Below are 22174 nucleotides of genomic sequence, written 5' to 3'. Positions count from 1 at the left end.
GGGACTTCCCGGTCGCGCCCTGCTTGCCAGAGCGCCGATTGGCAACCCGCGATATTGCACCGCATAAAAAAAGCCTTCACAATCAACAGAAAACAGATGTCAGGTTTAGGGGTCACGAGGTGGAATGGTATTTCAGGGATATTTCTAATGACCCAAGCGAAAAAGAGCTGACTCAGCAAGATCAGTTCAACAACGACGAGGTCGCGCTCGCTGAGGCTCTGGTTCGAGAAACGATACAGAATTCGACGGACGCCGGCATACCCGACGCCGGCCCAGTTCGCGTGCGTTTCGCGCTACTGGAACCTACTTCAAAAGAAAGCTGCGGTTTCTTTTCATCGCTTCTCAACGGTCTCTCTCCCCATTTGAATGCGTGTGGGATTCTGGTCCCCAAGGGGCCCCCTAGATTCCTGGTGATTGAAGACTTTACAACAACAGGACTCCTCGGTGCAGTAGATCGGAAAGACGACGGCCAATTCTGTGGATTCTGGCGTCGCTTCGGGCGCTCAAACAAGAAAGGTTCGTCGGGCGGACGATGGGGGTTAGGAAAGCTCGTCTTCTCCTCATCGTCGTCTATTAAGACTCTTATTGGGCTTACCCGACGCGAAGATGACCCCACGACTTGCCTAATGGGTCAAGCAATACTGAAGAACCATAAGATTGGCAGCGCTGAGAACGACTCAGTTGGCTTTTGGTGTCACTCGAATCCGGTGAAAGGTCTTCCCACCACCGACCAACAGACTTGCGACCAGTTTTCCCGCTTTACTCAGTTGGAACGAGCGAACGAAACTGGCCTATCTCTTGTGATTCCCTACGTCCTTCCGGAGATCGAAGCTGAGCACCTCGTGCAAGCAACTCTGAAGAATTACTATTTCCCGATACTGACGGGACGCCTAGTTGTAGACGTGGGTGGCAAGGTTATTAGTGCAGATACGTTCGACCAAGTTTCGGCCGAAATGGGAAGCGAAGCTCTTACTCCTTCCCTGCTCAGTTTCGTTAGACAACTCCAATCGCTCCGATCCAGTCCAGCATCAGTCGTGCTTCCTGATACTTGGCAAAACGAGCCGCTGACCGGCGACTTCCTCGGAGACGAGATTGCCGGAAAACTGAGAAACCAGTTCAAATCCGGAGATATGCTCCACGTTCGAGCACCACTTTCAGTCACCCAACGTGCCGAGAAGAATCGCACGCAAAAAACCCACATTGACTTATTTCTGCGACCGTCTCAGGCGGGTGAGCGGTCGCAGACCTTAGTTGTTCGGGGATCAATTACTGTGCCAACCGAAGGGAAAAGGGCACACTTGCCCGATTGTCACGCAGCTCTTGTTGCGGACGATCCACTAATTAGCCAGCTACTTGGTGACGCCGAAAACCCGGCCCACACACAATGGAATGAACGAGCCGAAAAGCTCCGCAATAATTGGGTGGGTGGACATGCAATTCTCCGCCGAGCTCGATCCGCTCTTCATGAATTGCATTCTATTGTCGCCGATCGCATTGAGCGCGACGACCCGCTTGCCTTACTAGATTTCTTTTCCATCCCAAAGGAACAGCCGAGAGACCGCGCGGCACGGGGCACAACGGATCGCACAGACGGACTGCCTCCAGCTCGTCCCAAACCCTTTCGTATCGAGCGGAGGGCTGGTGGCTTTACCATACTGCCAAACCCCAAAATGGCGCCGGAAAGCTTACCACTAAAAATACGCCTTCGCTGTGCTTACGATACGTTGAATGGAAATCCCTTTCGCCGCTTTAGCGATTACGATTTCAGCTTCTTCAAGGATAAGCTTAAGGTCGAGCGCACCAACGCCGACTTTTACCCCACCGACCCGAATCAAGCAGATATCGAAGCCCGATCGGCGGATTTCAAAATTGAAATATTAGGGTTCGACTTGAATCGCGATCTGATTGTGGAGGCACAAAGCTAAGATGGTCTCCGTTCAACGTCGGCTGAATTCGACCGGCCGCAAACGCATTACCAAAGACCGTGTAACAATCGAGCTGACACCTCCGCTCGACACCTTCAGCTTCCCGTCGGCTACAGCCGAAATAAATCTGCGGGACCTCGGCCTCGAACCGTCAGCTCGTGTCGTGCTAGAAGGGTATTTTCGTAGCTCGTCGATGAGATTCCCGTGCGGCACTGTCGGAGCGATCTCGGTGCCCACGAAGTTAGTGCTGACTGAAATCGACAGAGGCGGAGCCATTCAATTTCGACTGCTTGTCGTGGCCTCCGACGAATCGGGTCGAATTTTAGCTTCGGCGGAAGGTCTGAAGCCGTTACAAAGTTCAGATACTCCCGAGCGAGATCCATTGCTTCCGCTTCGGGAGACGGACTTGGGCGAAGAGCTCTGGCGCATAGACTTAAACGATCGCAACGGGCCGTGGCTCGTAATTAATAGTCGAGTGCCGGGACTTGCGGCACGACTCCGATCGGACGTTCTCGTGCAGGGACTTATATTGCCTCACGCCCTTCGGGAGGTCCTCAGACGTCTTCCTGCCGAAGGCGAAGACGATGAAGATCACGATTGGGGCAACAACTGGCGGAAGTTTCTTGGTCAGCTCGACGTCGCACTCGAACCTGATGATGCTACCGACGAAGATTCAGTTCAAGAGTGGATCGAAGAGGCCATTGACCGATTCAGCCGACTAAAACGTTTTGCTGAACTCTTACGAACATCCAGCGCTCCTATGGAGGGCCATCATGCGTAATGTCCTCTCGCGATTTACTGAAACGGGCATCAACGAATTTCTGCGATGGATCCGCAGCGATGCTCCCGGAATTTTGCCGGAAGAGCTCCTAGAGGAAAGTCACTTTTCCGAGCGGCTCCCGGGTGACATTGCGCTTCCTGTTTCGCGATTTTCCGATCGCTACGCATTTGGAGTGGCACTCAAGCTCGCTCTCGATGGACAAGATCAACAAGCTGTGTCGTTCGATAGAGGGTTATGGAGTTGGTTGGCTGCATTTTACTTTGAACAACTTAGCCCGCGAGATGAAGATGGAAGGAGAACTCTGCGTAAGGAATATGTGTACGTGCTAAGCGAGTCTCGTGTCTATTATCGTCATCTCGTAAGAACCCCGTGGTTTCTAGTGAAGACGCATGGCGAACGGAGTCGCTTTCTCTTGGTATCGCGAGCAGACGACCCGGCCCCGCTGAGCCGTCAAAGCTATCTGCTGGATCAACTAGCGGCGCGACAGTTCGTCATCTCAAGTCCGAGCTTAGTAGGAGCCGCTAGCCGTCTCTACTCAGATCAGCGGACGGGGCAGCCAACTCGAGGTGCAGGAGCGAAGGGGCAGTGGCTCGCCCCGGCGGCTTGCCTTGATAGCTAATCAACTGTCGCTAACGCACGACATTCATGACATGCCTGTAGACCGTTTGATGAAAATCCTACCGGAGGAATTTGGGGCCCGGTGGCGCTGACCCCCCCGAACAATCCAAGGGTATCCAATTCAGACCGCCCTCACCACGTATCGATGCACGGCCGCTTCTTCGCGGTCCGCGCCGGCGGCTTCGGCACCGAGCGCAGGCCCGCCATGATCCAACGCCGCGTCTCGGCGGGATCGATAACGTTGTCGATCTCGAACACGGAGGCGATCGAGACAGCCTTGCCGTTGGCATAGAGCTCGGCGACCTTGTTGCGATAATAAGTCTCGCGCTCGACGGGGTCGGCGATCGCCTCCATCTCCTTGCGGAAGCCGAGGCGGACGTAGCCTTCCAGGCCCATGCCTCCGAACTCGCCGGTCGGCCAGGCCGCGGTGAAGAACGAGGCATGGAAGCCGCCGCCGATCATCGACTGCGCCCCGAGCCCATAGCCCTTGCGCAGCACGATGCCGAACAGCGGAACTGTCAGGCTCGCGCCTGTCACGAACATCCGCGAGACGTGGCGCACGATTGCCGTCTTCTCGGCTTCCGGGCCGACCATGAAGCCGGGCGTGTCGCACAGCGAGACGATCGGCAGATCGAAGGCGTCGCAGAGCTGGAGGAAGCGCGCGGCCTTGTCGCCGGCATCGGCGTCGATCGCGCCGCCGAGATGGCGCGGATTGTTGGCGATCAGGCCGAACGGTTTCCCTTCGACGCGGATCAACGCGGTGATCATGCCGACACCGTAGTCGCGGCGCAGCTCCAGCACAGAGTCCTTGTCGGCGACGAGGTCGATCACGCTGCGGATGTCGTAAACGCGCAGCCGGTTCTCAGGGATCGCGCGGCGCAGCAGCCGCTGGTCGGCGGCCTGCCAGCCCGTCACCGCGCCCTGGAAATAGGACAGATATTTTTGCGCAACGCGCGTCGCTTCCTCCTCGTCCTCGACGAGGATGTCGATGACGCCGTTCGGCGACTGGAACGTGACAGGACCGACCTCGGCCGGGTGATAGACGCCAAGCCCGCCGCCCTCGATCATGGCGGGGCCGCCCATGCCGATCGAGGCGTTTTTGGTGGCTATGATGACATCGCAGCAGCCGAGCATCGCGGCATTGCCGGCGAAGCAGTAACCGGAGACCACGCCGATGACCGGCACGAGACCCGAGAGCCGTGCGAACTGCACGAAGGACGGGCCGTCGAGGCCTGTCATGCCGAGCCGGTCGGTATCGCCGGGCCGGCCGCCACCGCCTTCGGCATAAAACACCAGCGGCACGCGCCAGTCTTCCGCGAGCGTCAGCATGCGGTCGATCTTCTTGTGGTTCATGTGGCCCTGCGTGCCCGCGAGCACGGTGTAGTCATAGGCCACGACGATGCAGCGACCGCCCTCGGGGCCGAACTTCTCGGCGTTGACGGTCGCGACGCCCATGACGAGGCCGTCGGCCGGCGTGTTCTTGACGAGATCGTCGAGCTTGCGCCGCCGCCGCTGCGCCGCGATCGCAAGGCTGCCATACTCCATGAACGAGCCGTCGTCGACGAGCTGCGCGACATTCTCGCGCGCGGTGCGCTGATCGGTGTTGCGGCGGCGCTCGACCGAGGCAGGGCGATTTTCGTCGAGCGTGTTGGCCTGGCGCGCGATCAGTTCGGCGAGATCGGGACGGATGTGGTCGAGATCAATATCGGTTTCCGTTGCCGACGCATCGGCTGCAACGTCGAGCGGCTCCAGATACATGATCGGCTCGCCATGCATCAGCGTGACACCGTCGCCGGCGACGAGCTTCATGACGCGACCGCCCTGCTCGGCCATGACCAGATGCTCCATCTTCATGGATTCGATCACGGCGAGCTGCTGGCCCGGGCGCACAACCTCGCCTTCCTTCACCTGAATGGTGACGATGGTTCCCTGCAAGGGCGCTGCGACCATCACGGCGCCTTCAGGCACCACCTGTGCGACGTGTGCATCGGTGTCGTGGCCACCGCTTCGCTCGATCGCGGCAAAATAGAGTGGTTTTGCGGCGCCATCCGCGGCTTCGACGAGCTTGCCGATGTTGCGATCGATGAAGTCTGTTGCGATGCGGTTGGACCTGAAGTCGGGATGCGCCAGCACCGCCTGGAGGAATGCGATGTTGGTGATGACGCCGTCGATCCGAAACTCGCGCAAAGCGCGCGAAGCCTTGGCAACGACCTCGTGCCAGGCTTCACCGGACGTATGCACGATGACCTTTGCCAGCAGCGAGTCGAAGGCGGCGCTGGTCTTGTAGCCGGCATACCCGAAACTATCGACGCGGACACCGGGGCCTGACGGCGGCTCGAACACGGCAAGCACGCCGCCGGTCGGGTGCGTCGCCCCTAGCTCGTCCAGCGTCTCCATGTTGACGCGGAGCTGCATGGCATAGCCGCGCGGCTTCGGGATGGAGCGTTGCGCCAGGCCGAGCGAGGCAAGCGAGGCTCCGGCAGCAACCGCGAGCTGGGCGCGGACGAGGTCGAGGCCCAGCACCTCTTCCGTCACGGTGTGCTCGACCTGGAGCCGCGGGTTGGCCTCGATGAAGGCGAAGCTGTCTTCGGCGGCGCCGTCGACCAGGAACTCGAACGTGCCGAGATTGTCGTACGACGCGGCCACGGCGAGTTGCTTCGCCGCCTCGATGATACGGCCACGCAAGGGCTCGCTTAGCGACGGGCTGGGCGCCACCTCGATCAGCTTCTGGTGCCGGCGCTGGATGGTGCATTCGCGTTCCCAAAGATGAGAGATCGCACCGTGGCGGTCGCCGATGATCTGCACCTCGATATGGCGCGCCTGCGGGATCAACCGCTCGGCATAGACGCCGTCGAAGCCGAACGCGGCCTTGGCCTCGGATTGGCAGCGCGCGTAGGCCTCCGCCAGATCGGCAGCGCGCTCGACCACGCGCATGCCACGGCCACCACCACCGGCCATCGCCTTGATCACGATCGCCGCGTTGCCGCCGAGCGAGGTGAAGAACGCCGTGATGTCCTCCAGCGAGGACGGCCCGCTGGTGCCGGCGATGATCGGCACGCCGCAGCGCTTTGCCAGTTGCCGTGCCGCAACCTTGTCGCCGAACAGTTCGAGCGCCGCGGCCTTCGGCCCGACGAAGGCGATGCCTGCATCAGCGCAGGCCGTGGCGAACGCAGCGTTCTCGCTGAGGAAACCATAGCCGGGATGCACGGCGTCGCAGCCGGACGCCATTGCCGCCTTAACCACGGCTTCGATGTCGAGATAGGCCCGTGCGCCGCGGCCGGGGATTTCAACGGCCTCATCGGCAAGGCGCACATGCAGCGACAGCGCATCGTCCGCGGGATGGATCGCGACCGTCGCGAGGCCGGTTTCGGCTGCAGCGCGCGCGATGCGGATGGCGATCTCACCGCGATTGGCGATCAGGAGCTTTTTGAACGACATGCAGCGTCTCCATGCCCGCGTGCCCAAGCGCGGGTCGGCAGGTCCGATGGTTCTGCTTCGTCACTTTAACCGAGGCCGTCAAGGGCAAGAACGCCGGTCGCGATGACCGGTCCCGCGGGCCGGAATTTCAGTCGGTCGCGCGCGCCGTGATGAGGCGAATAATCCGCGCCACGGCAGACGGGATCGGCGAGATGATCGGCACGGTGAACATCGGCTGGAGCTCGCGCGCGGCTTCGCCCAGCGGCCCGCCACCGATGACGACCGCCTCCGCGCCATCCTGCGCGATGCAGGCCTCGACCGCGCCGGCGAGCGCTGTGCGCAGCCGCGCCGGATTGCGCATCAGCTCCTGCGGATCGCCCTCCGCGAAGCGGACACCGGTGTAACGCGATCGCAGCCCCAGCGCGGCGGGCAAGGCGCCGATCTTCGCTGCCAGCAGCGGCGTCGTGGTCGCCACGCCGAAGCGGCGGCTGTTCTCGGCAGCTGCGAGCATCGAGGACTCGCCGATGCCGGCCGTGGGCAGTTCTATCGCGGCCTTGATCCCGGCCAATCCGGGATCGCCGAACGCCGCGACGATGATACCGTCGCATGCATGCCGGTTCGACTGCGCGATCTCCAGAACTTCGGCGGAAGCTGCATCCAGCGCATCCGGCGTCACGATCATTTGCGGCGCGCGCGTTGCGGTCGCGCCGTCGACGTCGATGCCGTCGCCGGCGGCCGACCTCGCGATGGCGACCATCATCTCGGTGGTCGCCGCGGAACTGTTCGGATTGATCAGGAGGATGCGCGCGCGCCGATCGGAAGTTTGGCCCATCGCCCTGCTATACTAGGCCGCCCGAACCCCCGCAACGAAAGCGCTGACCTCGTCTTCCAGCGATTGCAGCTTCTGCGACAGCCGACCGCTCGATTGCAGCACGAGGCCGGCGGCCTGGCCGGTCTCCGCCGTCGCGTCCGTCACACCCGAGATGTTCTGCGAAACCTGGTCGGTGCCGGAGGCGGCCTCCCTTACGCTGTGGGCGATCGCCGCGGTCGCGGCGCCCTGCTCCTCGACCGCTGCGGCGATCGAGGAGGAGATCTCGTTGACCTCCATGATGGTGCTGCGGATGCTCTCGATGTTGCCGACGACCTGGTTGGTCTCGGCCTGGATCGCGGTGATCTGCGCGCCGATCTCGTCGGTTGCCTTCGCGGTCTGGCTCGCCAGCGACTTCACTTCGCTTGCCACCACCGCAAACCCCTTGCCGGCCTCGCCGGCGCGCGCCGCCTCGATGGTGGCGTTGAGCGCGAGCAAATTGGTCTGCGAGGCGATCTGGTTGATGAGGTCGATGACCTCGCCGATCTTGTGCGCGGCCGCGGCCAGCCCCTGCACCGTGTCGTTGGTGCGCTGACCGTCGGCAGCGGCCCTGTCGGCCACGGTCGCAGCCTGCGCGACGCGCTGGCTGATCTCGGTGATCGAGGACGACAGCTGCGCGGCGGCGGAGGCCACCGTCTGCACGTTGCTCGAAGCCTGCTGGCAGGCGGTGGCGACGAAGCTCGCGCGGTCGGTCGCCTTGTTGGCGGTTTCGGACATGCCCTGTGCGGCCTGCTGCATCGCGCGCGCCTCGTTGAAGACGTCGCGGACGACGGCCTGAACGTTCGCCTCGAACTTGCCGGCGAGATCGGTCATCGTCCTGCGCTTCTCCTCGTCGGCCTTCTGCTTCGTCTCCTGCTGTTCGGCGTGCATCCGGCCGACCGCCGACGCATTGTCCTTGAACACGGCGAGCGCCTTGGCGAGCCCGCCGATCTCATCGCGACGGTCGGTATGGGGCACGTCGAACGCGCTGTCGCCGGCGGCGAGGCGCTCGGTGAGCGCGGTGATCTTCGCCAGCGGCCGGGTCACGCTGCGGCCGATCACGAAGGAGGCGCCGAGCACGAGCACGAACACGACCAGGCACACCAGGGCGAAGGTCATCGCGTTCTGGCGGAAGACGGCGTCGACGTCGTCGAGATAGATACCGGTGCCGATGATCCAGCCCCAGGGCGCAAAGCCCTTCACATAGGAGATTTTCCCGACCGGCTGGTCGAAGCCGGGCTTCGGCCAGAGATAGCTGTAGAAGCCCGCCCCCTGCTTCTTGACGACGTCAACGAAGCCGACGAACAGCGCGTTGCCGGACGGATCCTTCATCCCGGAGAGATCCTTGCCGTCGAGCTCGGGCTTGATCGGATGCATGACCATCTTGGGGGTCATGTCGTTGAGCCAGAAATATTCGACCTTGTCGTAGCGCAGGCTTTTGATCTCCGCGATCGCGGCGGCCTGGGCCTGCTCGCGTGGGAGTTTTCCTTCGCTCTCGAGCTTCTGGTAGTGCGCCAGGATGCCGTAGCCGACGTCGACCATGTGCTGCGTCTTGGCCTCACGATCCGCAATCATCTGCGCGCGCAGCGTCGAAAGCGCGATCGGCGCCAGCGCGATCATGCCAAGGAGGCTGATGCCGACAATCAGGACCAGCTTGAAACTGATGCGGGAGAAAAACATCGGTGCTCGCAAGATTTGGAAGGGCTGATATGCCAGTTTATCCCGCGTCCCTTAGCAAAGCTTTAAGCATTCGGGTTCCCGCAAAAACCCGCAAACTCCGTAGAATCCTACCGGCATGCCGCGGACGGCCCCGCAGGCTCGCTGCATCCGAGATGCGAACTCTTCAAAACTAGAAGGCCTCGACATCGCCCCTCCGAGCGTTGACTTGCAGGGGGCTCTGACGGAACGATCGGCGCAGATCATCAGCGCCAGCCGGGGCGCGGGCGCAGCCGGAGGTCAGAGGCTAGAATGCATCAATCGACATCGACAGGATCCCTCGACCTACCGGCGCTGAGCGCGGCGGAGCGGCTCTTCATTTGGGGATTTCGGGCCAAGGCACGCAGCGGAAGCGCCGTTCCGACCGCGGCCGACATCCAGCAAGTGTACGACCATTTTCGCGTGGGCGACGCCGTGCCTTCGCTGCAATCCATCATCGAGATCTTTGCCTGCACGGCGCATACGGCCATCGCGGTGCACTGCCCCGACCTGCCCGCGCATGTCCGACAGCGAGCACGGCATGTTGCGGGCGATCGCCGCCGCGCAGAAGGAGCGCGACGATATCGCGCGCGAACAGTTCGAATGCTGGCTGCCGCCGGTCGGCGCCGATTGGGCTCTCGCACCCGTGCGCGGGCTTGCAACGATCTTCCGCATGGCGGGTCTCATCCTGCCCGACCGGCACGTTCCGTCTTTCGACCATGACCGGACGATGGCGATGAAGAGCTGGCTGGTCGGAAGCCCGACGTTGCACTGACCGGGATCGCGCATGATGCAGGATAATTGCGGCTCTGTGCCTGTCACGCAAGCCGGCCAGGCGCGGCTCTGTCCGCTTCAGGCCGCGCTTGCGACGCGGCCTAGTGTCGAGAGCTACGATGATTTTGGCCGCGTCACGCTCTCGCTGTTTCGGTTCATCGCTGCCGCCTATGCAACCGGCGCGTCCGATTGCTGGGAGGCCGCCTATCGCTTTGCCGACGAGGCGCCGGGCATCGCCGACAGCCCGCTGCTGGTCGCACGCGTTGCCGCGCTGGTCAGACTCCTGCGCAGCGGCCGGCCATGCCCATTGTGCTTCATGCCGCCGTCGTGCCGGCGCCTGTCGCAGGACGAGGCAGAATTGATGCGACTGCTGGCGGTGGCGCGCGGCAACCAGCCGGGTGAGCTCGGAGCCGCCGTCTGCCAGTTCGTCGGCGACGCGAACGGGATTGCGACAGCGAGAGCCGTCAACGCGCTCGCGTTCTGCTGACAGCTAGCGGTCCTTTCAGATCACCGTGTTCGCCTCGCGCAATTTGCTTGAGGCGGCAGCTTCACCGATCGGCAACGCATGTTTCCATGATGCCATCGAGCTCCGCCTTCGAGAGCACGCCGAGCTCGGCGATGAAGACGATCCGCGCACGCGGCGCGCCCGACGTCGGCACTTCGCCAGGGGCGAGCGTGGCGCGGCCGGCGGCGAATTGGAACACCATCTGGCGCCCGGGCTGCTCGACGGTCTCGAACAGACCTTTTGCCCGCGCGAGTTTTGGCGCAAGCCGGCCGATCGCCTGCTGCAGGCGGGGCAGCGAGATCGGCCGGTCCGAGGTCCAGCTCAGCGTTTCGAAGCGTTGCTCTGCCGGCCGTCGCGGTCCGGGCTCGCGTCGCGCGGGGGCCCGATCGACGGTCGCGGGAAACAGCAGCGCGGACGGAATCTCGCCGTGCGGCGCATCGACCACCACGGCAGGAACGCGTTGCGCGCGGATGGCCTCGCGCATGCGGGAGCCCGCGCCCTCGTCCGCCAGATCCAGCTTGCTCAACGCCACGATGTCGGCGACGCGCAGCTGCGAACGATGCAGCGCATCGTCGAGAGCGGCCGGCGGTGTCGCCGCGTCCATCACGCAGAGCACCGTCTCCAGCGGCGCCTCACGCAGGATCACGGGATCCATCAGATTGCGGACGATCTCGGCGGGATCGGCGACGCCGCTGGTCTCGATGACGATGTATTCCGGCTTCGGATCACGCCGCAGCAGCGTCGAAAGCGTGCGCAGCAGGTCACCTTCGAGTGAGCAGCAGATGCAGCCATTGGCGAGGCTGACCACGCCATCGCTTGCGCCTGCGATCAGCTCAGCATCGATGTTGATCGCGCCGAAATCGTTGACCACAGCGGCGATCCGCCGGCCCTCCGCATGCGCCAGCAGATGGTTCACGACCGTGGTCTTGCCAGCCCCCAAGAAACCCGTGACCAGGAGAATGGGGACCGGCATGGATCAGCTCCCGACGACGGGACGGCGCACGGGACGGCCGGGCCGCGCCGCCACGTCCAGCACACCGTCGGTGATCAACGGCTCGCCGCTGACGATCAGATGCCGCACGCCTTCGGAGGGACGGTTCATCGCCGTGAAGGTCGCGCGGTCCGAGAGCTTCTCGTAGTCGAACACGACGATGTCGGCATCGGCGTCCTTCGCGAGCCTTCCCTTGGCGCGCATCGCGGGCGTGCTCTGCGCCAGGATCTCCGCCGGGATCAGCGCGCATTTGCGCACGCCTTCGAGCAGCGACACGGTCTTGCGCTCGCGCACCCATTCGCGGATGAATTTCGTGAAGCAGCCCGCTGAGCGCGGATGCGAGGTGGCGTCGTCCGGCAGCGGCCAGGCATCGCCGGTGTAGGTCTTGCCGTCCGACGTCGTCCACGGCATCGCGTCGGAGGCGATCGCGCCGCCGGGATAGAGCACCGACATGTCGAGCAGGTCGCGGTGATGCGCATTGTTCTCGGTGTCGAGGATATGCCACAGCACCAGCGAGGACGGCTCGTCGGCCTGCGCCTTCAAGAGCTCCTCGCGATCGCTGAAGCGGTGGCCGTCGGTGACCCGCTGCACGGAATCGTAGCCGGTGCCGTTGCGCTCGACGAATTCGGGGTCGCTGAAGAAGGCCGCCGCCAGCACGGTCGAGCCGGTGCCATAGGGATAGGCCTCGACCGTGATGGGCAGGCCCTGCGCCTGCGCTTTCGCGATCAGCACGCGACAGCGCTCGACGTCGGTCTTGCTCGACGAGTTGAAATGGCAGATGTGCATATGCGCGCCGGTGGCGCCGGCATAGCCGATCAGGCGGATATAGGCTTCCGCCGCGCTCTCGGGGTCGACGCGCGACATGTAGGCGACGTGCGTGAAGGTCGGCACGTCCTGCGCGGCCGCGAGCTGGCAGACCGCGGTCAGCTCCTGCACGCCGGCACCCGGCGCATAGGCGTTCAAGATGCCGATGCCGATACCGCCCTCGTTCAGGCCGCGCGAAAGACGCTCCAGAATGCCCGCGACCTCCGCATCGCTCGCGACGTTGTCCATCCAGCGGCGATCGCGCATGGCGTTGCCGAACGCCTCCAGCGAGCTCTCCGCATTGGAGCCTGTCATCGCGCCGATACGCGCGAAAGCCCAGTTGGTGGCGGCGCCGTAGTTCAGCACGCGTCCCTTCCGCGCCTGGCGCTCATACCAGGACGCGACCGGCAGCACGCCCGCTTCGAGATCGAGTGTCGTCGTGACGCCGTCGAACGCCTGCATGCGATCGGCGGGGAGTGACTGGCCATGCGCATGAAGGTCGATGAAGCCGGGCGCGACCACGAGCCCGGTGGCGTCCATCACCCGCTCGGCGCCGCCGAGCGAGGCGCCGACCGCGGCGATCTTGCCGTCCACCACCGCCACATCGCCAACCGCGTCCATTCCGCTGGCGGGATCCACCACCCGACCGCCAGAGATCACCAAGCCGCTCATATCGTCGCTCCCTCACGCTGAATTCGCATCAAGGCAGATTCCGCGAGGGACGACCACCTCCACCGATGCCGACGCGTCATGCTCGCAAGGAACCTCGAAGGGGAGGCTCGAAAGGGAGGTCAATTCACATGCGGGTCGCGGACACGCGTTCGCGCTCTCGCGGCAGGTTTGCCCGAGCTATGCTTCTCGCTTCACCCCCTCGAGAAGAAAGGGCGCAGGGAAGGCCGGGCGCCGGCTGGCACCCATCAAAACCCCCATGCGAACTGATTGCACACGCAATGCACAGGGGAGACACAGGGCAGCCGAGACCAGGCCTTCCCTGCGCGATGGTTTGACGGCCTATGCCGTGCTCTCCCCGGAGACGAGTTCCTTTTTGCCTCCGTCACCTCCGCGAAATGCACGGCACCGCGCCGGTTGACGCGCTGACGCCTTCGCAAAGGCTTGACCGTAGCAACGACGGCCAGGACCACACGGTTTCGCCGTACGCAGGCATCCTGCTTCGCCTAAGGCTTCGCAGGACGTGGTCCTGCTTCGGCAAAAGACATTGCAGGCATGGGCGCCGTTCGTCGATGCGGGTCGTGACATGCTCACGAGGTTCATCTCGCCCTGCACGCTACTCACCCGCCTTTAACGCCGCCCGCGTCCACCGCAACTCCCAACCCGCGTTCGTGACGACGTACGACCGCCCCTTTTGTGGGCTGGGATGGGCGAGACATACGACAAATCCGAATTTCGGTAAAGTGGAATATTTTTGGTGAGAGAGGGATTGACTTGCGTTTGCGTCTGTTTCGCCCGACCGTCGGAGACGACGGACTCCACGACCATGCAATGGACCGCGACGCAGCTCCGCCGTCTTCTCGCCCCCATTGTCATTCAGGAAGTTGGATGGGGCGCTACAGTGGGCAAAGTTCCCAAAGGTTTCGTGTGATCGCTCGACGTCTCCTGCAACGCGACTCTCGTCATTCTATTTCGCGCCGCGCTCTCCTCGGTGGATTTATGTCGGCAGGGACCGCCCTCGCGCTCGGCGGATGCGCCGGCTTGGGTGCGACCGGGGCGCGTTACGACGCGTCATCGCTATCCCTCGACCCCACATTGCTCGTCACCACCACGCGCAAGCCGGTGAACGGCGGCCGCACGAAGCCCTGGTTCGGGCCGGAGCGCGCGACGACCATGACAATCGCGCGTGCGAAGCTGGGGGCGCCGGACGAAAGCCGTCTTTCTCTCGCCTCGGTTGGATTTGGCGATTGGCGCCTTGACCGGGTCGAACCGGTATCGGCGGACGCCGGCGATCTCGTCGCGCAGGCCGGCGGAGGCGACGTGCTGATCTATGTGCACGGCTTCAAGCAGACGTTCGAGACGGCGGTGCTGGATGGCGCCCATCTCTCCGATGGGATCAAGTTCCGCGGCCGGACCATGGTGTTCTCCTGGCCCTCCAAGGCAGGACTGTTCGACTATGCCTATGACCGCGACAGTGCGATGTGGTCCCGCGACGAGTTCGAGCGCGTGCTCTCCGCACTCGTGTCGGCGCCAGGCACCGGCCGCGTGAACATCGTTGCGCACAGCATGGGAACCATGCTGTCGCTCGAAAGCCTGCGTCAGCTCTATGCGCGATACGGCGACACAGTGACGAGCAAGATCGGCGCCGTGGTGTTTGCCGCGCCCGATATCGACATGGACGTGTTCTCGTCAGCGATCCACCGCATCGGTCCGCTTGCGGGCAAAATCACCGTGATCGCCTCCACGAACGATCGCGCCCTGGCGCTGTCGGGACAGATCGCAGGTGGCATGACCCGGGTCGGCGCCGCCGAAAAGGCCGTCATCGCGCAGCTCGGTGTGCGCGTGGTCGATGCCTCGCAGGAAGGTTGGGGCATCATCAACCACGATCTGTTTCTGTCGAATGCAGAAGTGCAGCGGGTGATCCGCCGCTCAATCGACGGCACGATCGCGTAAGGGAGTGGCCGCGCGGCATGAGTTTGATGCGTCGCGATCAATGACGCCGAAGCGACAACCGACTACGATGGCAATTTTCGCTCGGAGATGATCCGCACCGGCGGAAAGGCGACGCAATCCACCACATCGAACAGCACTTCAATTCGTCGCTCGAATGAGCGTGCGAATGCAAGGGCGTCACCGCGACATTCATCGGCGATACGCGTGCCGAGCGTGCAATGCGGCGTCCACATTCCCGGTCGGTAATGAGGACGACAACGTGCCGGGTCGATTGCGGCGCTGATAGAGCTGTGGATGCGGCTTAGCGCCTCATTGCAGGTCGGCTCCACCCAGAGAACGAGTGGCGAGCCTTCGAACCAGCGAATACGTTTGAACTCGATGCGCAATTGCGGTTCATCGACGACGGCCGCCTGCATGGCGCCCCATGCGGTCTTCTCGTCGATGGCAGGCGGATCGTAGATGGCAAATGTGAAATGTGGCCGATAGCCCAGCGCACGCATCGATGGCTCGACCTCGAACGCGGCAACCTGATCCCACAGACGTTCTATCTCGCCAGCGGAGGCATGGTCGGCCCTGATGTTGATGGCAAGTGCCACAGACTCACCCTGTGGGCGGAACAGTCAATCGCCAAACGGGGGCCGATCGACTCTAAAGTTGGCGCTCCCTAGGGGAATCGAACCCCTGTTTCAGCCTTGAGAGGGCCGCGTCCTAACCGCTAGACGAAGGGAGCGTGAGGGAGAGGACATAGCCTCGAATTTTGCCGGCGGCAAGCGGGGATCGAGGGGTTTTGGACGCTCGCTCGGCGTCGTCTTGGCGAATGCCAGGACCCATTACCCCAGATGCGGATGGTTAAGGCAGATCGGAACGACGATCTCGTTCGTGCAACCGGATTCGGTGGTTATGGGTCCTGGCTTTCGCCAGGACGACGGCTGAGGCGGGTTCCGCGCCCCAGCCGCCGCCTTACGGTTCATTGGCGAATTTCAGCTTTCCGGCCGGCCGCAAGGTGTGGGCGTCGAAGGTGCGGATCTCGGTGACGCCGCCGACATCGAGCGTGATCACGAGCCGGTCGCCGGCCACGCCGGTCGAGACGATTTTGGCGCCCTTGGGCAGAGTGGCGGTGACGTCGCCGGCCGGCTCGGGCGCCCTTCCCTCGGACTTGAAAAGGCGGTAGCCCACCCCGATCAGCACAGCGCAGATTGCCAGCGCCGTGGTCAACCCCGCGATCAGCATCATCCGCCGCACCCGCGCGAACAGCGCGGCCTGCTCGGGGCTCGGTTCGGGAACAACGGTATCAGACGTCGTCATGGAAAATTCTGGCTCTGCGCAAAGGTTGGAGGTTGTCGTCGAAGGCTCCGAGGGCTCGACCCGGCTCGACCGCGTGCTGGCTGTGCACCTTGCCGAGCTGTCGCGATCGAGGCTGAAAGCCCTGATTCTGGCGGGCGCGGTGAGCCTCAGGGACGCCGCGATCCGGGACCCCGCTTATCACGTCGCCTGCGGCGATACGATCACAATCGACGTGCCGGAAGCGGTCCCGCCGGAGCCGAAAGGCGAGGATATCGCCCTCGACATCGTGTTCGAGGACGACGACATCGTCGTTCTCAACAAGCCGAAGGGGCTGGTGGTGCATCCCGCGGCGGGCCACGAGACCGGCACGCTGGTGAACGCGCTGATCGCCCATTGCGGCTCATCGCTGTCGGGCATCGGCGGGGTGCGGCGGCCCGGCATCGTGCACCGGCTGGACAAGGACACCACGGGGTTGATGGTGGTCGCCAAGAACGACCTCGCGCATGCCTCGCTCACCGCGCAATTCGCCGGACCACGGCCGCACCGGGCCGATGCGACGCGGCTACATGGCCTTCGCATGGGGGCTGCCGGGCCGCCATCGCGGCACCGTGGACGCGCCGATCGACCGCCACCCGCATGCGCGCGAGAAGATGGCGGTGCGCCAGGGCGGCCGCGAGGCCGTGACGCATTGGGAGCTTCTGGAGAGTTTTGCCGGACGCGACGGCAAGCCGATCGCGACGCTGCTGGCCTGCGAGCTCGAGACCGGGCGCACCCATCAGATCCGCGTCCACCTCGCCCATATCGGCCACCCCCTGATGGGCGATTCCGTCTACGGCCCGCATTTCAAGACCAAGGCAAACCAGCTCACCCCTGAGTCGCAGGCCGTCCTCGCCGCGCTGGGGCGGCAGGCCCTGCACGCTTACCTGCTGGTATTGGAGCACCCGAGGACTGGAGAATTACTCGACTGGGAGACGCCTCTGCCGGAGGATTTGCTTCTCCTTCAGGGGGCCCTGAAAGCGGCGCTATGACGCAGGCCGCTTCAGAAATGCTTTACATTACAAAAAGTTATAGCTGCCACACGGGGACGTGACGTCAGCAATCCTTCCCTTTTTGCCTCTCGATGGAGTATATTGCGCTTGCGTTGAAGACCAACGCGGAACATCGCAGCACCGATCGGCTTTAACCAAGCGGTCGTCTGCCTGGCCCGCCGCTATCGGGGGCCTGAACCTGTTTGGAGGGCGCACTATGGCCCGTACAGCTACCCTGCCGGTCCTTAATGGCGAATCCGGCCTTTCCCGTTATCTCGGCGAGATCCGCAAGTTTCCGATGCTGGAACCCCAGCAGGAATACATGCTCGCCAAGCGTTGGCGCGAGCACGATGATCGTGACGCCGCGCACCAACTCGTCACCAGCCATCTCCGTCTCGTTGCCAAGATTGCCATGGGCTATCGCGGCTACGGCCTGCCGATCTCCGAGGTCGTCTCGGAAGGCAATGTCGGCCTGATGCAGGCGGTGAAGCGGTTCGAGCCCGAGAAGGGCTTCCGTCTCGCCACCTACGCGATGTGGTGGATCAAGGCGTCGATTCAAGAGTACATCCTGCGTTCGTGGTCGCTCGTGAAAATGGGCACCACCGCGAACCAGAAGAAGCTGTTCTTCAACCTGCGCAAGGCGAAGAGCAAGATTTCCGCGCTGGACGAAGGCGATCTCCGCCCCGACCAGGTGGCCATCATTGCCAAGCGTCTCGGCGTCACGGCTCAGGACGTGGTCGACATGAACCGCCGCCTCGGTGGCGACGCGTCGCTCAACGCTCCGATCCGCGACGACGGCGAAGCCGGCGAATGGCAGGACTGGCTGGTTGACAATTCGCCCAACCAGGAAGCCATGCTGGCCGAGCACGAGGAGTATGATCACCGCCGTGACGCCCTGAACGGCGCCATGGGCGTGCTCAACCCGCGCGAACGCCGCATCTTCGAGGCGCGCCGGCTCGCCGATGAGCCGATGACACTGGAAGACCTTGCCGCCGAGTTCGGGCGTGTCGCGCGAGCGCGTCCGCCAGATCGAGGTCCGCGCCTTCGAGAAGGTGCAGTCCGCGGTCAAGGGCACGATTGCAAAGGCCGAACAGGCCGCGCTGGAAGCCGCGCTCTAAGCGCGAGGTTTTTAGCGCCAGAGTTTGGCGGATCGACAAGAGACAAAAAGCCGGCGGCAACGCCGGCTTTTTTGTTGGACGCAACTCTCGCCGTCATGCCACGCGAAGGCGGGGCATCCAGTACGCCGCGGCGCTTGTTGCAAGAGCGAGGTCTCCAATGCAGGTCTCTGGAATACTGGATCGCCCGGCTAAACCGGGCGATGACAGCGGGGTTGTGGCTCTGCGTTGAACCCGCGCTGCCGGTCGACCGACCAAAAGCATCGGACCGGCAGCCTCAAGAGAACGGACACAGACCGTGTCGATCATCCTGCAATCCACCGTCGGCGGTTTCTCCGCCCAGTTCACGCGCAAGCTGCCGCTGGTCGAGCAGGCGATGCGCGACCACGGGCTCGAGCCGTCGGAGTTCGTGATCTCGAAGGACTATGCCTCGACCGCGACGATCCCGCTGATGGGTCCGTTCTTCTTCAACTACAGCGTCTACTTTGGCGACGAGACATTCACCGTCACCGAGCCGAACGACATGGTGTTCCTGGACTACTTCTTCAAACGCGTGCTGGCGGTGGATGACCCACCGGAACTGCCGCGGCGGCCGGGCTTGATCCGGCGGCTGTTCGGCTGGATGTCGGAGCCGGTGTAGCTCGTCATTCCCCCCAAGTTCTTGCCCCCCAAATCCGCGCCAGCGTCGCGAGCCAGCAGCCTTCGCAATAGCGGGCGTCCTTGTAGTCGATCCAGTTGTGCGCATAGACGTGGTCGAGCGGGATGCCGTAGCGCGCGCGCAGGATCTGGACCAGGATCTTCCACGCCGCGACCTGCGCCGCGGTCGGGCCCGTCGTGACGTCGGGATAGTTGCCGGCGAACTCGACGCCGATCGAATTGTCGCGCACCCACCTGGCGATAGGTCGGCTTGTTGTCGATGTACTTGTTGTCGTTGCGGTTGGCACCGTCGCCGTGGGTCGGCACCAGGTTTTCCGCGACCGCCCAATAGACGGTGCCGTCGGTCTCCACCCACAATGTGACGCCGCGACGCGTGGGGTTCTTCGCCTGCTCTTGCGCGCCGCCGCGCGCCGAGCCGGCCGGTCCCTCGGTCTGGTGCACGATGATGTTGCGCCACGGTTTTGCGTTGCCGACATCGCCCCATGGCGCCAGCCACACCATCTTCAGGCCGGGAATGTCGGGCGTGCCGGAGGCGCGCGCGAGCTTTGCGAGCTCGGCGTCGGTCGCAGCGGCAGGTGCGATCAGAATGAGGGCGGCGAGAACCGCCCCGAGCAGGCGAGAGATCATCATGCGGGTCCAATGCGGACCGGACGTTAGCACGCCCTTACGCGAATTTGCGCAAGGCCTCGCCTGGACCGATCGGGTCAGGCATGAGCGGCGGCGCCGGATCGTGGACGGCAAAGTCGTTCTTGCCGTTCTTCTTGGCCGCATAGAGGGCGTGGTCGGCATGCGCGATCAGCCGGTCCGGAAATTGGCCGACGCCGCGGTCCCACTGCGCCACCCCGATCGAGATCGCGATCGGAATGTCGATGCCGGTGCAATTGACGGCATCCTGGCGGCAGACCTCGAGCACGCGGCGGGCGATCGCAGCCGCCTCGCGCAAGGTCGACGACGGCAGCACGACGCAGAATTCGTCGCCGCCGGTGCGGGCGAGCATGTCGCCGGGCCTCAAGCGCGTCTGCGCCATCAGGGTGAAGTGCTGCAGGCAGGCATCGCCCGCGGCATGGCCATGGGTGTCGTTGACGGCCTTGAAGCCGTCGAGATCGATCACCAGCAGCGAGAACGGCTCGCTGCTGCGCTCCGAGCGGGCGCATTCTTCACCCAGCCGCTGCAACAGGTGCCGCCGGTTGGCGACACCGGTGAGATCGTCGAGCAGCGCGAGGTCGGCAACTTCGTTGCGCAGGCGGTCCATCGCCATCAGCAGGAAGCCGAAATTGAGCGTCATCGACAGAAACAGCAGGCCCAGCACCATGACGGCATGAGACTCCCCTCCGGAGACCGACGAGAAATCGCCGCCGAGCAGATTGCCGATCGCACGGGCCGCGAAGATCGCGATGATGGTGACGATGACGATGCCGGAGAGCCGGGCTCCCGGGCTGGCACGGCCTTCCGATGGCGACAGCAGCAAACGCAGCGACAGCGCCAGCGGCAGCCCCTGGCCGAGCGAGTAGCTGAGCATACGCAGCTGCATGTGATCGTATGCGACCATGAAGAACACGACGCCGCCGAGGCTGAGAATTCCCGTCGCGGCCATGAGGCGCCAGGACACCGGCCGACCGTAGAAGCGCTGAATGCCCATGGCGGCAAGGCAGCTCGCCGCGATGACGCCGGCGGCTCCGAGCAGAAGCGGGACAGGCGAAACGACGAAAAGGCGGATCAGGGCCGCCATCGTGCCGGTCGCGCCGACGAAGCACGATGCCATCCAGAACCGCGCGGCCGCGAATTTCGGATAGGAGCGCGTCACGTAGGCCCAGATCAGGCCGAGCGCCAGGAAGTTGACGACGAACACGGTCCAGAGTGTCGGCACGTTCAGCATGGCGCGCGCCACACGCGCAGCGTCGCGCCCTCTGTCCCTGCCAGCTGTCCGTTCATGACCCCGTCCCCGTTTTCTTGCGGAGACAATGCGGCCGTCGCGCTTAACGGAGTCTCACTGCGATCCGCGAAAACATGCCTTTGGTTTTGGATTCATGAACGGCTAGCGCATGGTCGGATCGTCGAGCACGCCGGCGATGCGGATTCGCGGGCCAAAATCAGCCGAAAATGCATCTGAGCTGTGGATAACGCGATGACACGGATGTGACAGCGCGGGGCAGAAGCGCGCGAATCTGCTGAGCTTGTCATCGAGGATGTTGCGAGGCTGGCCCTCCGCCGAGCATCCCTCGTGTCGCGTTTCACCATTAACCCTGAAGAGGATCCTATGGCTAAGAAAGCGAAGAAGGCGAAGAAGGCGACGAAGAAGAAGGCCAAGAAGGCAGCGAAGAAGAAGTAACGAGGCTTCTTATTCTTTGCCCGGGTGGAGCTCGCTCCGCCCGGGCGTCGGGTGGGAGTTCTGAGTTGGAAGACGGCGGGCGCAAGGCCCGCTTTTTTATTGGCCTCCGCCTTTATTGGCTGGAGAAGCTATCGCTCCGCGAAGGCCAGCTTGGCGCCGAGCGCGGCGAAGCCGGCGGCAAAACTCCGGCGCAGCCAGGCCATGACGCGCGGGCGGGAGATGACGCGCTCGCGCACCGACGCTGCGCAGAGCCCGTAGACCACGAACACCGCAAACGTCATCGCCATGAAGGCGCCGCTCAATTCCAGCATCCGCGCCAGCACATGGGCTTCGTCCGCGGCGATGAACTGCGGCAGGAAGGCCAGGAAGAAGATCGACAGCTTCGGATTGAGGATGTTGATCAGGAAGCCGGTCACGATCACGCGGCCAACCGAACGCTCGCGGATCTCGCCGTCGACCGCCAGCGCCCCGGTCTCGCGCAGCGCCTGCCAGGACATGTAGAGCAGATAGGCGACACCGCACCATTTCAGTGCGGCGAAGGCGAGCGCGCTGGTGTGGAGCACGGCGGCGAGCCCCAGCATCGCGGCCGTCATGTGCGGCACGATTCCAAGGGTGCAGCCGAAAGCGGCCGCGATGCTCGCGCGCGAGCCGCGGGTCAGCGCGGCGGCCAGCGTGTAGAGCACGCCGGTGCCGGGCGAGGCGACGACGATCAGCGAAGTAAGCAGGAAGGACAAGGTCATGGACCGACCTTATCACCGCGCCCAAGACCACGAAAGCCGGCC

At 63.7% G+C, this 22174-nt stretch carries 16 protein-coding genes, 1 tRNA gene and 3 pseudogenes; 9 read left to right on the top strand and 11 right to left on the bottom strand.

Going from position 1 to position 22174, the window contains the following annotated elements; genetic code table 11:
- Positions 1–38 precede the first annotated feature (38 nt).
- From ACVIN2_RS26775 to ACVIN2_RS26765, 3 genes are read left to right on the top strand one after another with little or no spacing between them, the layout of a single operon-like run.
- Positions 39–1925, top strand: coding sequence for a hypothetical protein (locus ACVIN2_RS26775; RefSeq protein ID WP_456767855.1), 1887 nt, complete (start codon positions 39–41; stop codon positions 1923–1925).
- Position 1926: 1 nt separating this feature from the next.
- Positions 1927–2706: a hypothetical protein gene (locus tag ACVIN2_RS26770; protein ID WP_456767854.1), complete on the top strand. Its 780-nt coding sequence runs from the start codon at positions 1927–1929 to the stop codon at positions 2704–2706.
- Positions 2699–3325, top strand: coding sequence for a hypothetical protein (locus ACVIN2_RS26765; RefSeq protein ID WP_456767853.1), 627 nt, complete (start codon positions 2699–2701; stop codon positions 3323–3325). Before ACVIN2_RS26770 ends, ACVIN2_RS26765 begins: the two co-directional genes overlap by 8 nt.
- A 131-nt stretch (positions 3326–3456) precedes the next feature.
- Here ACVIN2_RS26765 and ACVIN2_RS26760 read toward each other — a convergent pair whose 3' ends face one another.
- From ACVIN2_RS26760 to ACVIN2_RS26750, 3 genes are all read right to left on the bottom strand, one after another.
- Positions 3457–6762 carry a carboxyl transferase domain-containing protein gene (locus ACVIN2_RS26760; protein ID WP_456767852.1) on the bottom strand — a complete coding sequence of 1102 codons (3306 nt, stop codon included), beginning with the start codon at positions 6760–6762 and terminating at the stop codon, positions 3457–3459.
- A 127-nt stretch (positions 6763–6889) separates the two neighbouring features.
- Positions 6890–7573, bottom strand: a complete 684-nt coding sequence (locus ACVIN2_RS26755) for an aspartate/glutamate racemase family protein (protein ID WP_456767851.1) — start codon at positions 7571–7573, stop codon at positions 6890–6892.
- Positions 7574–7585: 12 nt separating this feature from the next.
- On the bottom strand, positions 7586–9268 hold the full coding sequence (locus ACVIN2_RS26750) for a methyl-accepting chemotaxis protein (RefSeq protein WP_456767850.1): 1683 nt from the start codon (positions 9266–9268) through the stop codon (positions 7586–7588).
- 535 nt (positions 9269–9803) lie between these two features.
- On the opposite strand from ACVIN2_RS26750, the gene ACVIN2_RS26745 reads away from it, so the two are divergent.
- Both ACVIN2_RS26745 and ACVIN2_RS26740 read left to right on the top strand, forming a co-directional pair.
- Positions 9804–10058, top strand: a complete 255-nt coding sequence (locus ACVIN2_RS26745) for a hypothetical protein (RefSeq protein ID WP_456767849.1) — start codon at positions 9804–9806, stop codon at positions 10056–10058.
- Positions 10059–10070: 12 nt separating this feature from the next.
- Positions 10071–10544 (top strand): hypothetical protein, encoded by a 474-nt coding sequence (locus ACVIN2_RS26740; RefSeq protein WP_456767848.1) that lies wholly within the window; start codon positions 10071–10073, stop codon positions 10542–10544.
- Positions 10545–10605: 61 nt separating this feature from the next.
- On the opposite strand, the gene ACVIN2_RS26735 is transcribed toward ACVIN2_RS26740, so the two are convergent.
- Positions 10606–11535, bottom strand: a complete 930-nt coding sequence (locus tag ACVIN2_RS26735; protein WP_456767847.1) for a CobW family GTP-binding protein — start codon at positions 11533–11535, stop codon at positions 10606–10608.
- 3 nt (positions 11536–11538) lie between these two features.
- Complete coding sequence (locus ACVIN2_RS26730) at positions 11539–13029, bottom strand: amidohydrolase family protein (protein ID WP_456767846.1); 1491 nt, start codon at positions 13027–13029, stop codon at positions 11539–11541.
- 996 nt (positions 13030–14025) lie between these two features.
- On the opposite strand from ACVIN2_RS26730, the gene ACVIN2_RS26725 reads away from it, so the two are divergent.
- Positions 14026–14979, top strand: a complete 954-nt coding sequence (locus tag ACVIN2_RS26725; RefSeq protein ID WP_456767845.1) for an alpha/beta hydrolase — start codon at positions 14026–14028, stop codon at positions 14977–14979.
- Between the two features lie 62 nt (positions 14980–15041).
- Here ACVIN2_RS26725 and ACVIN2_RS26720 read toward each other — a convergent pair whose 3' ends face one another.
- The 3 genes from ACVIN2_RS26720 to ACVIN2_RS26710 all read right to left on the bottom strand — a co-directional run bounded on the left by ACVIN2_RS26720 (position 15042) and on the right by ACVIN2_RS26710 (position 16284).
- Positions 15042–15575 carry a 2'-5' RNA ligase family protein gene (locus ACVIN2_RS26720; protein ID WP_456767844.1) on the bottom strand — a complete coding sequence of 178 codons (534 nt, stop codon included), beginning with the start codon at positions 15573–15575 and terminating at the stop codon, positions 15042–15044.
- 59 nt (positions 15576–15634) lie between these two features.
- Positions 15635–15709: transfer RNA gene (locus tag ACVIN2_RS26715), tRNA-Glu, on the bottom strand.
- A 230-nt stretch (positions 15710–15939) separates the two neighbouring features.
- Entirely contained in the window at positions 15940–16284 is a 345-nt protein-coding gene (locus ACVIN2_RS26710; protein ID WP_456767843.1) for a hypothetical protein, read from the bottom strand.
- Here ACVIN2_RS26710 and ACVIN2_RS26705 point away from each other — a divergent pair.
- The 3 genes and pseudogenes from ACVIN2_RS26705 to ACVIN2_RS26695 all read left to right on the top strand — a co-directional run bounded on the left by ACVIN2_RS26705 (position 16283) and on the right by ACVIN2_RS26695 (position 19046).
- Positions 16283–17291: pseudogene (locus ACVIN2_RS26705) on the top strand (RluA family pseudouridine synthase). The gene ACVIN2_RS26710 and the pseudogene ACVIN2_RS26705 sit on opposite strands and share 2 nt — an antisense overlap.
- 217 nt (positions 17292–17508) lie before the next feature.
- Positions 17509–18409: pseudogene (rpoH, locus tag ACVIN2_RS26700) on the top strand (RNA polymerase sigma factor RpoH).
- A 295-nt stretch (positions 18410–18704) separates the two neighbouring features.
- Complete coding sequence (locus tag ACVIN2_RS26695; RefSeq protein ID WP_456767842.1) at positions 18705–19046, top strand: hypothetical protein; 342 nt, start codon at positions 18705–18707, stop codon at positions 19044–19046.
- Between the two features lie 4 nt (positions 19047–19050).
- On the opposite strand, the pseudogene ACVIN2_RS26690 reads toward ACVIN2_RS26695, so the two are convergent.
- The 3 genes and pseudogenes from ACVIN2_RS26690 to ACVIN2_RS26680 form a co-directional block, all read right to left on the bottom strand.
- A pseudogene (locus ACVIN2_RS26690) lies at positions 19051–19693 on the bottom strand (peptidoglycan recognition protein family protein).
- A 34-nt stretch (positions 19694–19727) separates the two neighbouring features.
- Positions 19728–20939: a GGDEF domain-containing protein gene (locus tag ACVIN2_RS26685; RefSeq protein WP_456767841.1), complete on the bottom strand. Its 1212-nt coding sequence runs from the start codon at positions 20937–20939 to the stop codon at positions 19728–19730.
- A gap of 581 nt (positions 20940–21520) precedes the next feature.
- Positions 21521–22132, bottom strand: coding sequence for a LysE family translocator (locus tag ACVIN2_RS26680; protein ID WP_007596605.1), 612 nt, complete (start codon positions 22130–22132; stop codon positions 21521–21523).
- Positions 22133–22174: the final 42 nt, after the last annotated feature.

The organism is Bradyrhizobium sp. USDA 3650, assembly GCF_054057395.1.
The sequence above is the reverse complement of the archived record's forward strand: the minus strand, read 5'-3'. Positions and strand labels throughout refer to the sequence as shown.

Coding starts and splice junctions, on each gene's coding strand:
- ACVIN2_RS26745 (WP_456767849.1), top strand. CDS start 9,804: ATGTCCGACAGCGAGCACGGCATGTTGCGGGCGATCGCCGCCGCGCAG.
- ACVIN2_RS26730 (WP_456767846.1), bottom strand. CDS start 13,029: ATGAGCGGCTTGGTGATCTCTGGCGGTCGGGTGGTGGATCCCGCCAGC.
- ACVIN2_RS26685 (WP_456767841.1), bottom strand. CDS start 20,939: ATGCTGAACGTGCCGACACTCTGGACCGTGTTCGTCGTCAACTTCCTG.
- ACVIN2_RS26770 (WP_456767854.1), top strand. CDS start 1,927: ATGGTCTCCGTTCAACGTCGGCTGAATTCGACCGGCCGCAAACGCATT.
- ACVIN2_RS26725 (WP_456767845.1), top strand. CDS start 14,026: ATGTCGGCAGGGACCGCCCTCGCGCTCGGCGGATGCGCCGGCTTGGGT.
- ACVIN2_RS26760 (WP_456767852.1), bottom strand. CDS start 6,762: ATGTCGTTCAAAAAGCTCCTGATCGCCAATCGCGGTGAGATCGCCATC.
- ACVIN2_RS26755 (WP_456767851.1), bottom strand. CDS start 7,573: ATGGGCCAAACTTCCGATCGGCGCGCGCGCATCCTCCTGATCAATCCG.
- ACVIN2_RS26710 (WP_456767843.1), bottom strand. CDS start 16,284: ATGACGACGTCTGATACCGTTGTTCCCGAACCGAGCCCCGAGCAGGCC.
- ACVIN2_RS26680 (WP_007596605.1), bottom strand. CDS start 22,132: ATGACCTTGTCCTTCCTGCTTACTTCGCTGATCGTCGTCGCCTCGCCC.
- ACVIN2_RS26765 (WP_456767853.1), top strand. CDS start 2,699: ATGCGTAATGTCCTCTCGCGATTTACTGAAACGGGCATCAACGAATTT.
- ACVIN2_RS26750 (WP_456767850.1), bottom strand. CDS start 9,268: ATGTTTTTCTCCCGCATCAGTTTCAAGCTGGTCCTGATTGTCGGCATC.
- ACVIN2_RS26735 (WP_456767847.1), bottom strand. CDS start 11,535: ATGCCGGTCCCCATTCTCCTGGTCACGGGTTTCTTGGGGGCTGGCAAG.
- ACVIN2_RS26740 (WP_456767848.1), top strand. CDS start 10,071: ATGATGCAGGATAATTGCGGCTCTGTGCCTGTCACGCAAGCCGGCCAG.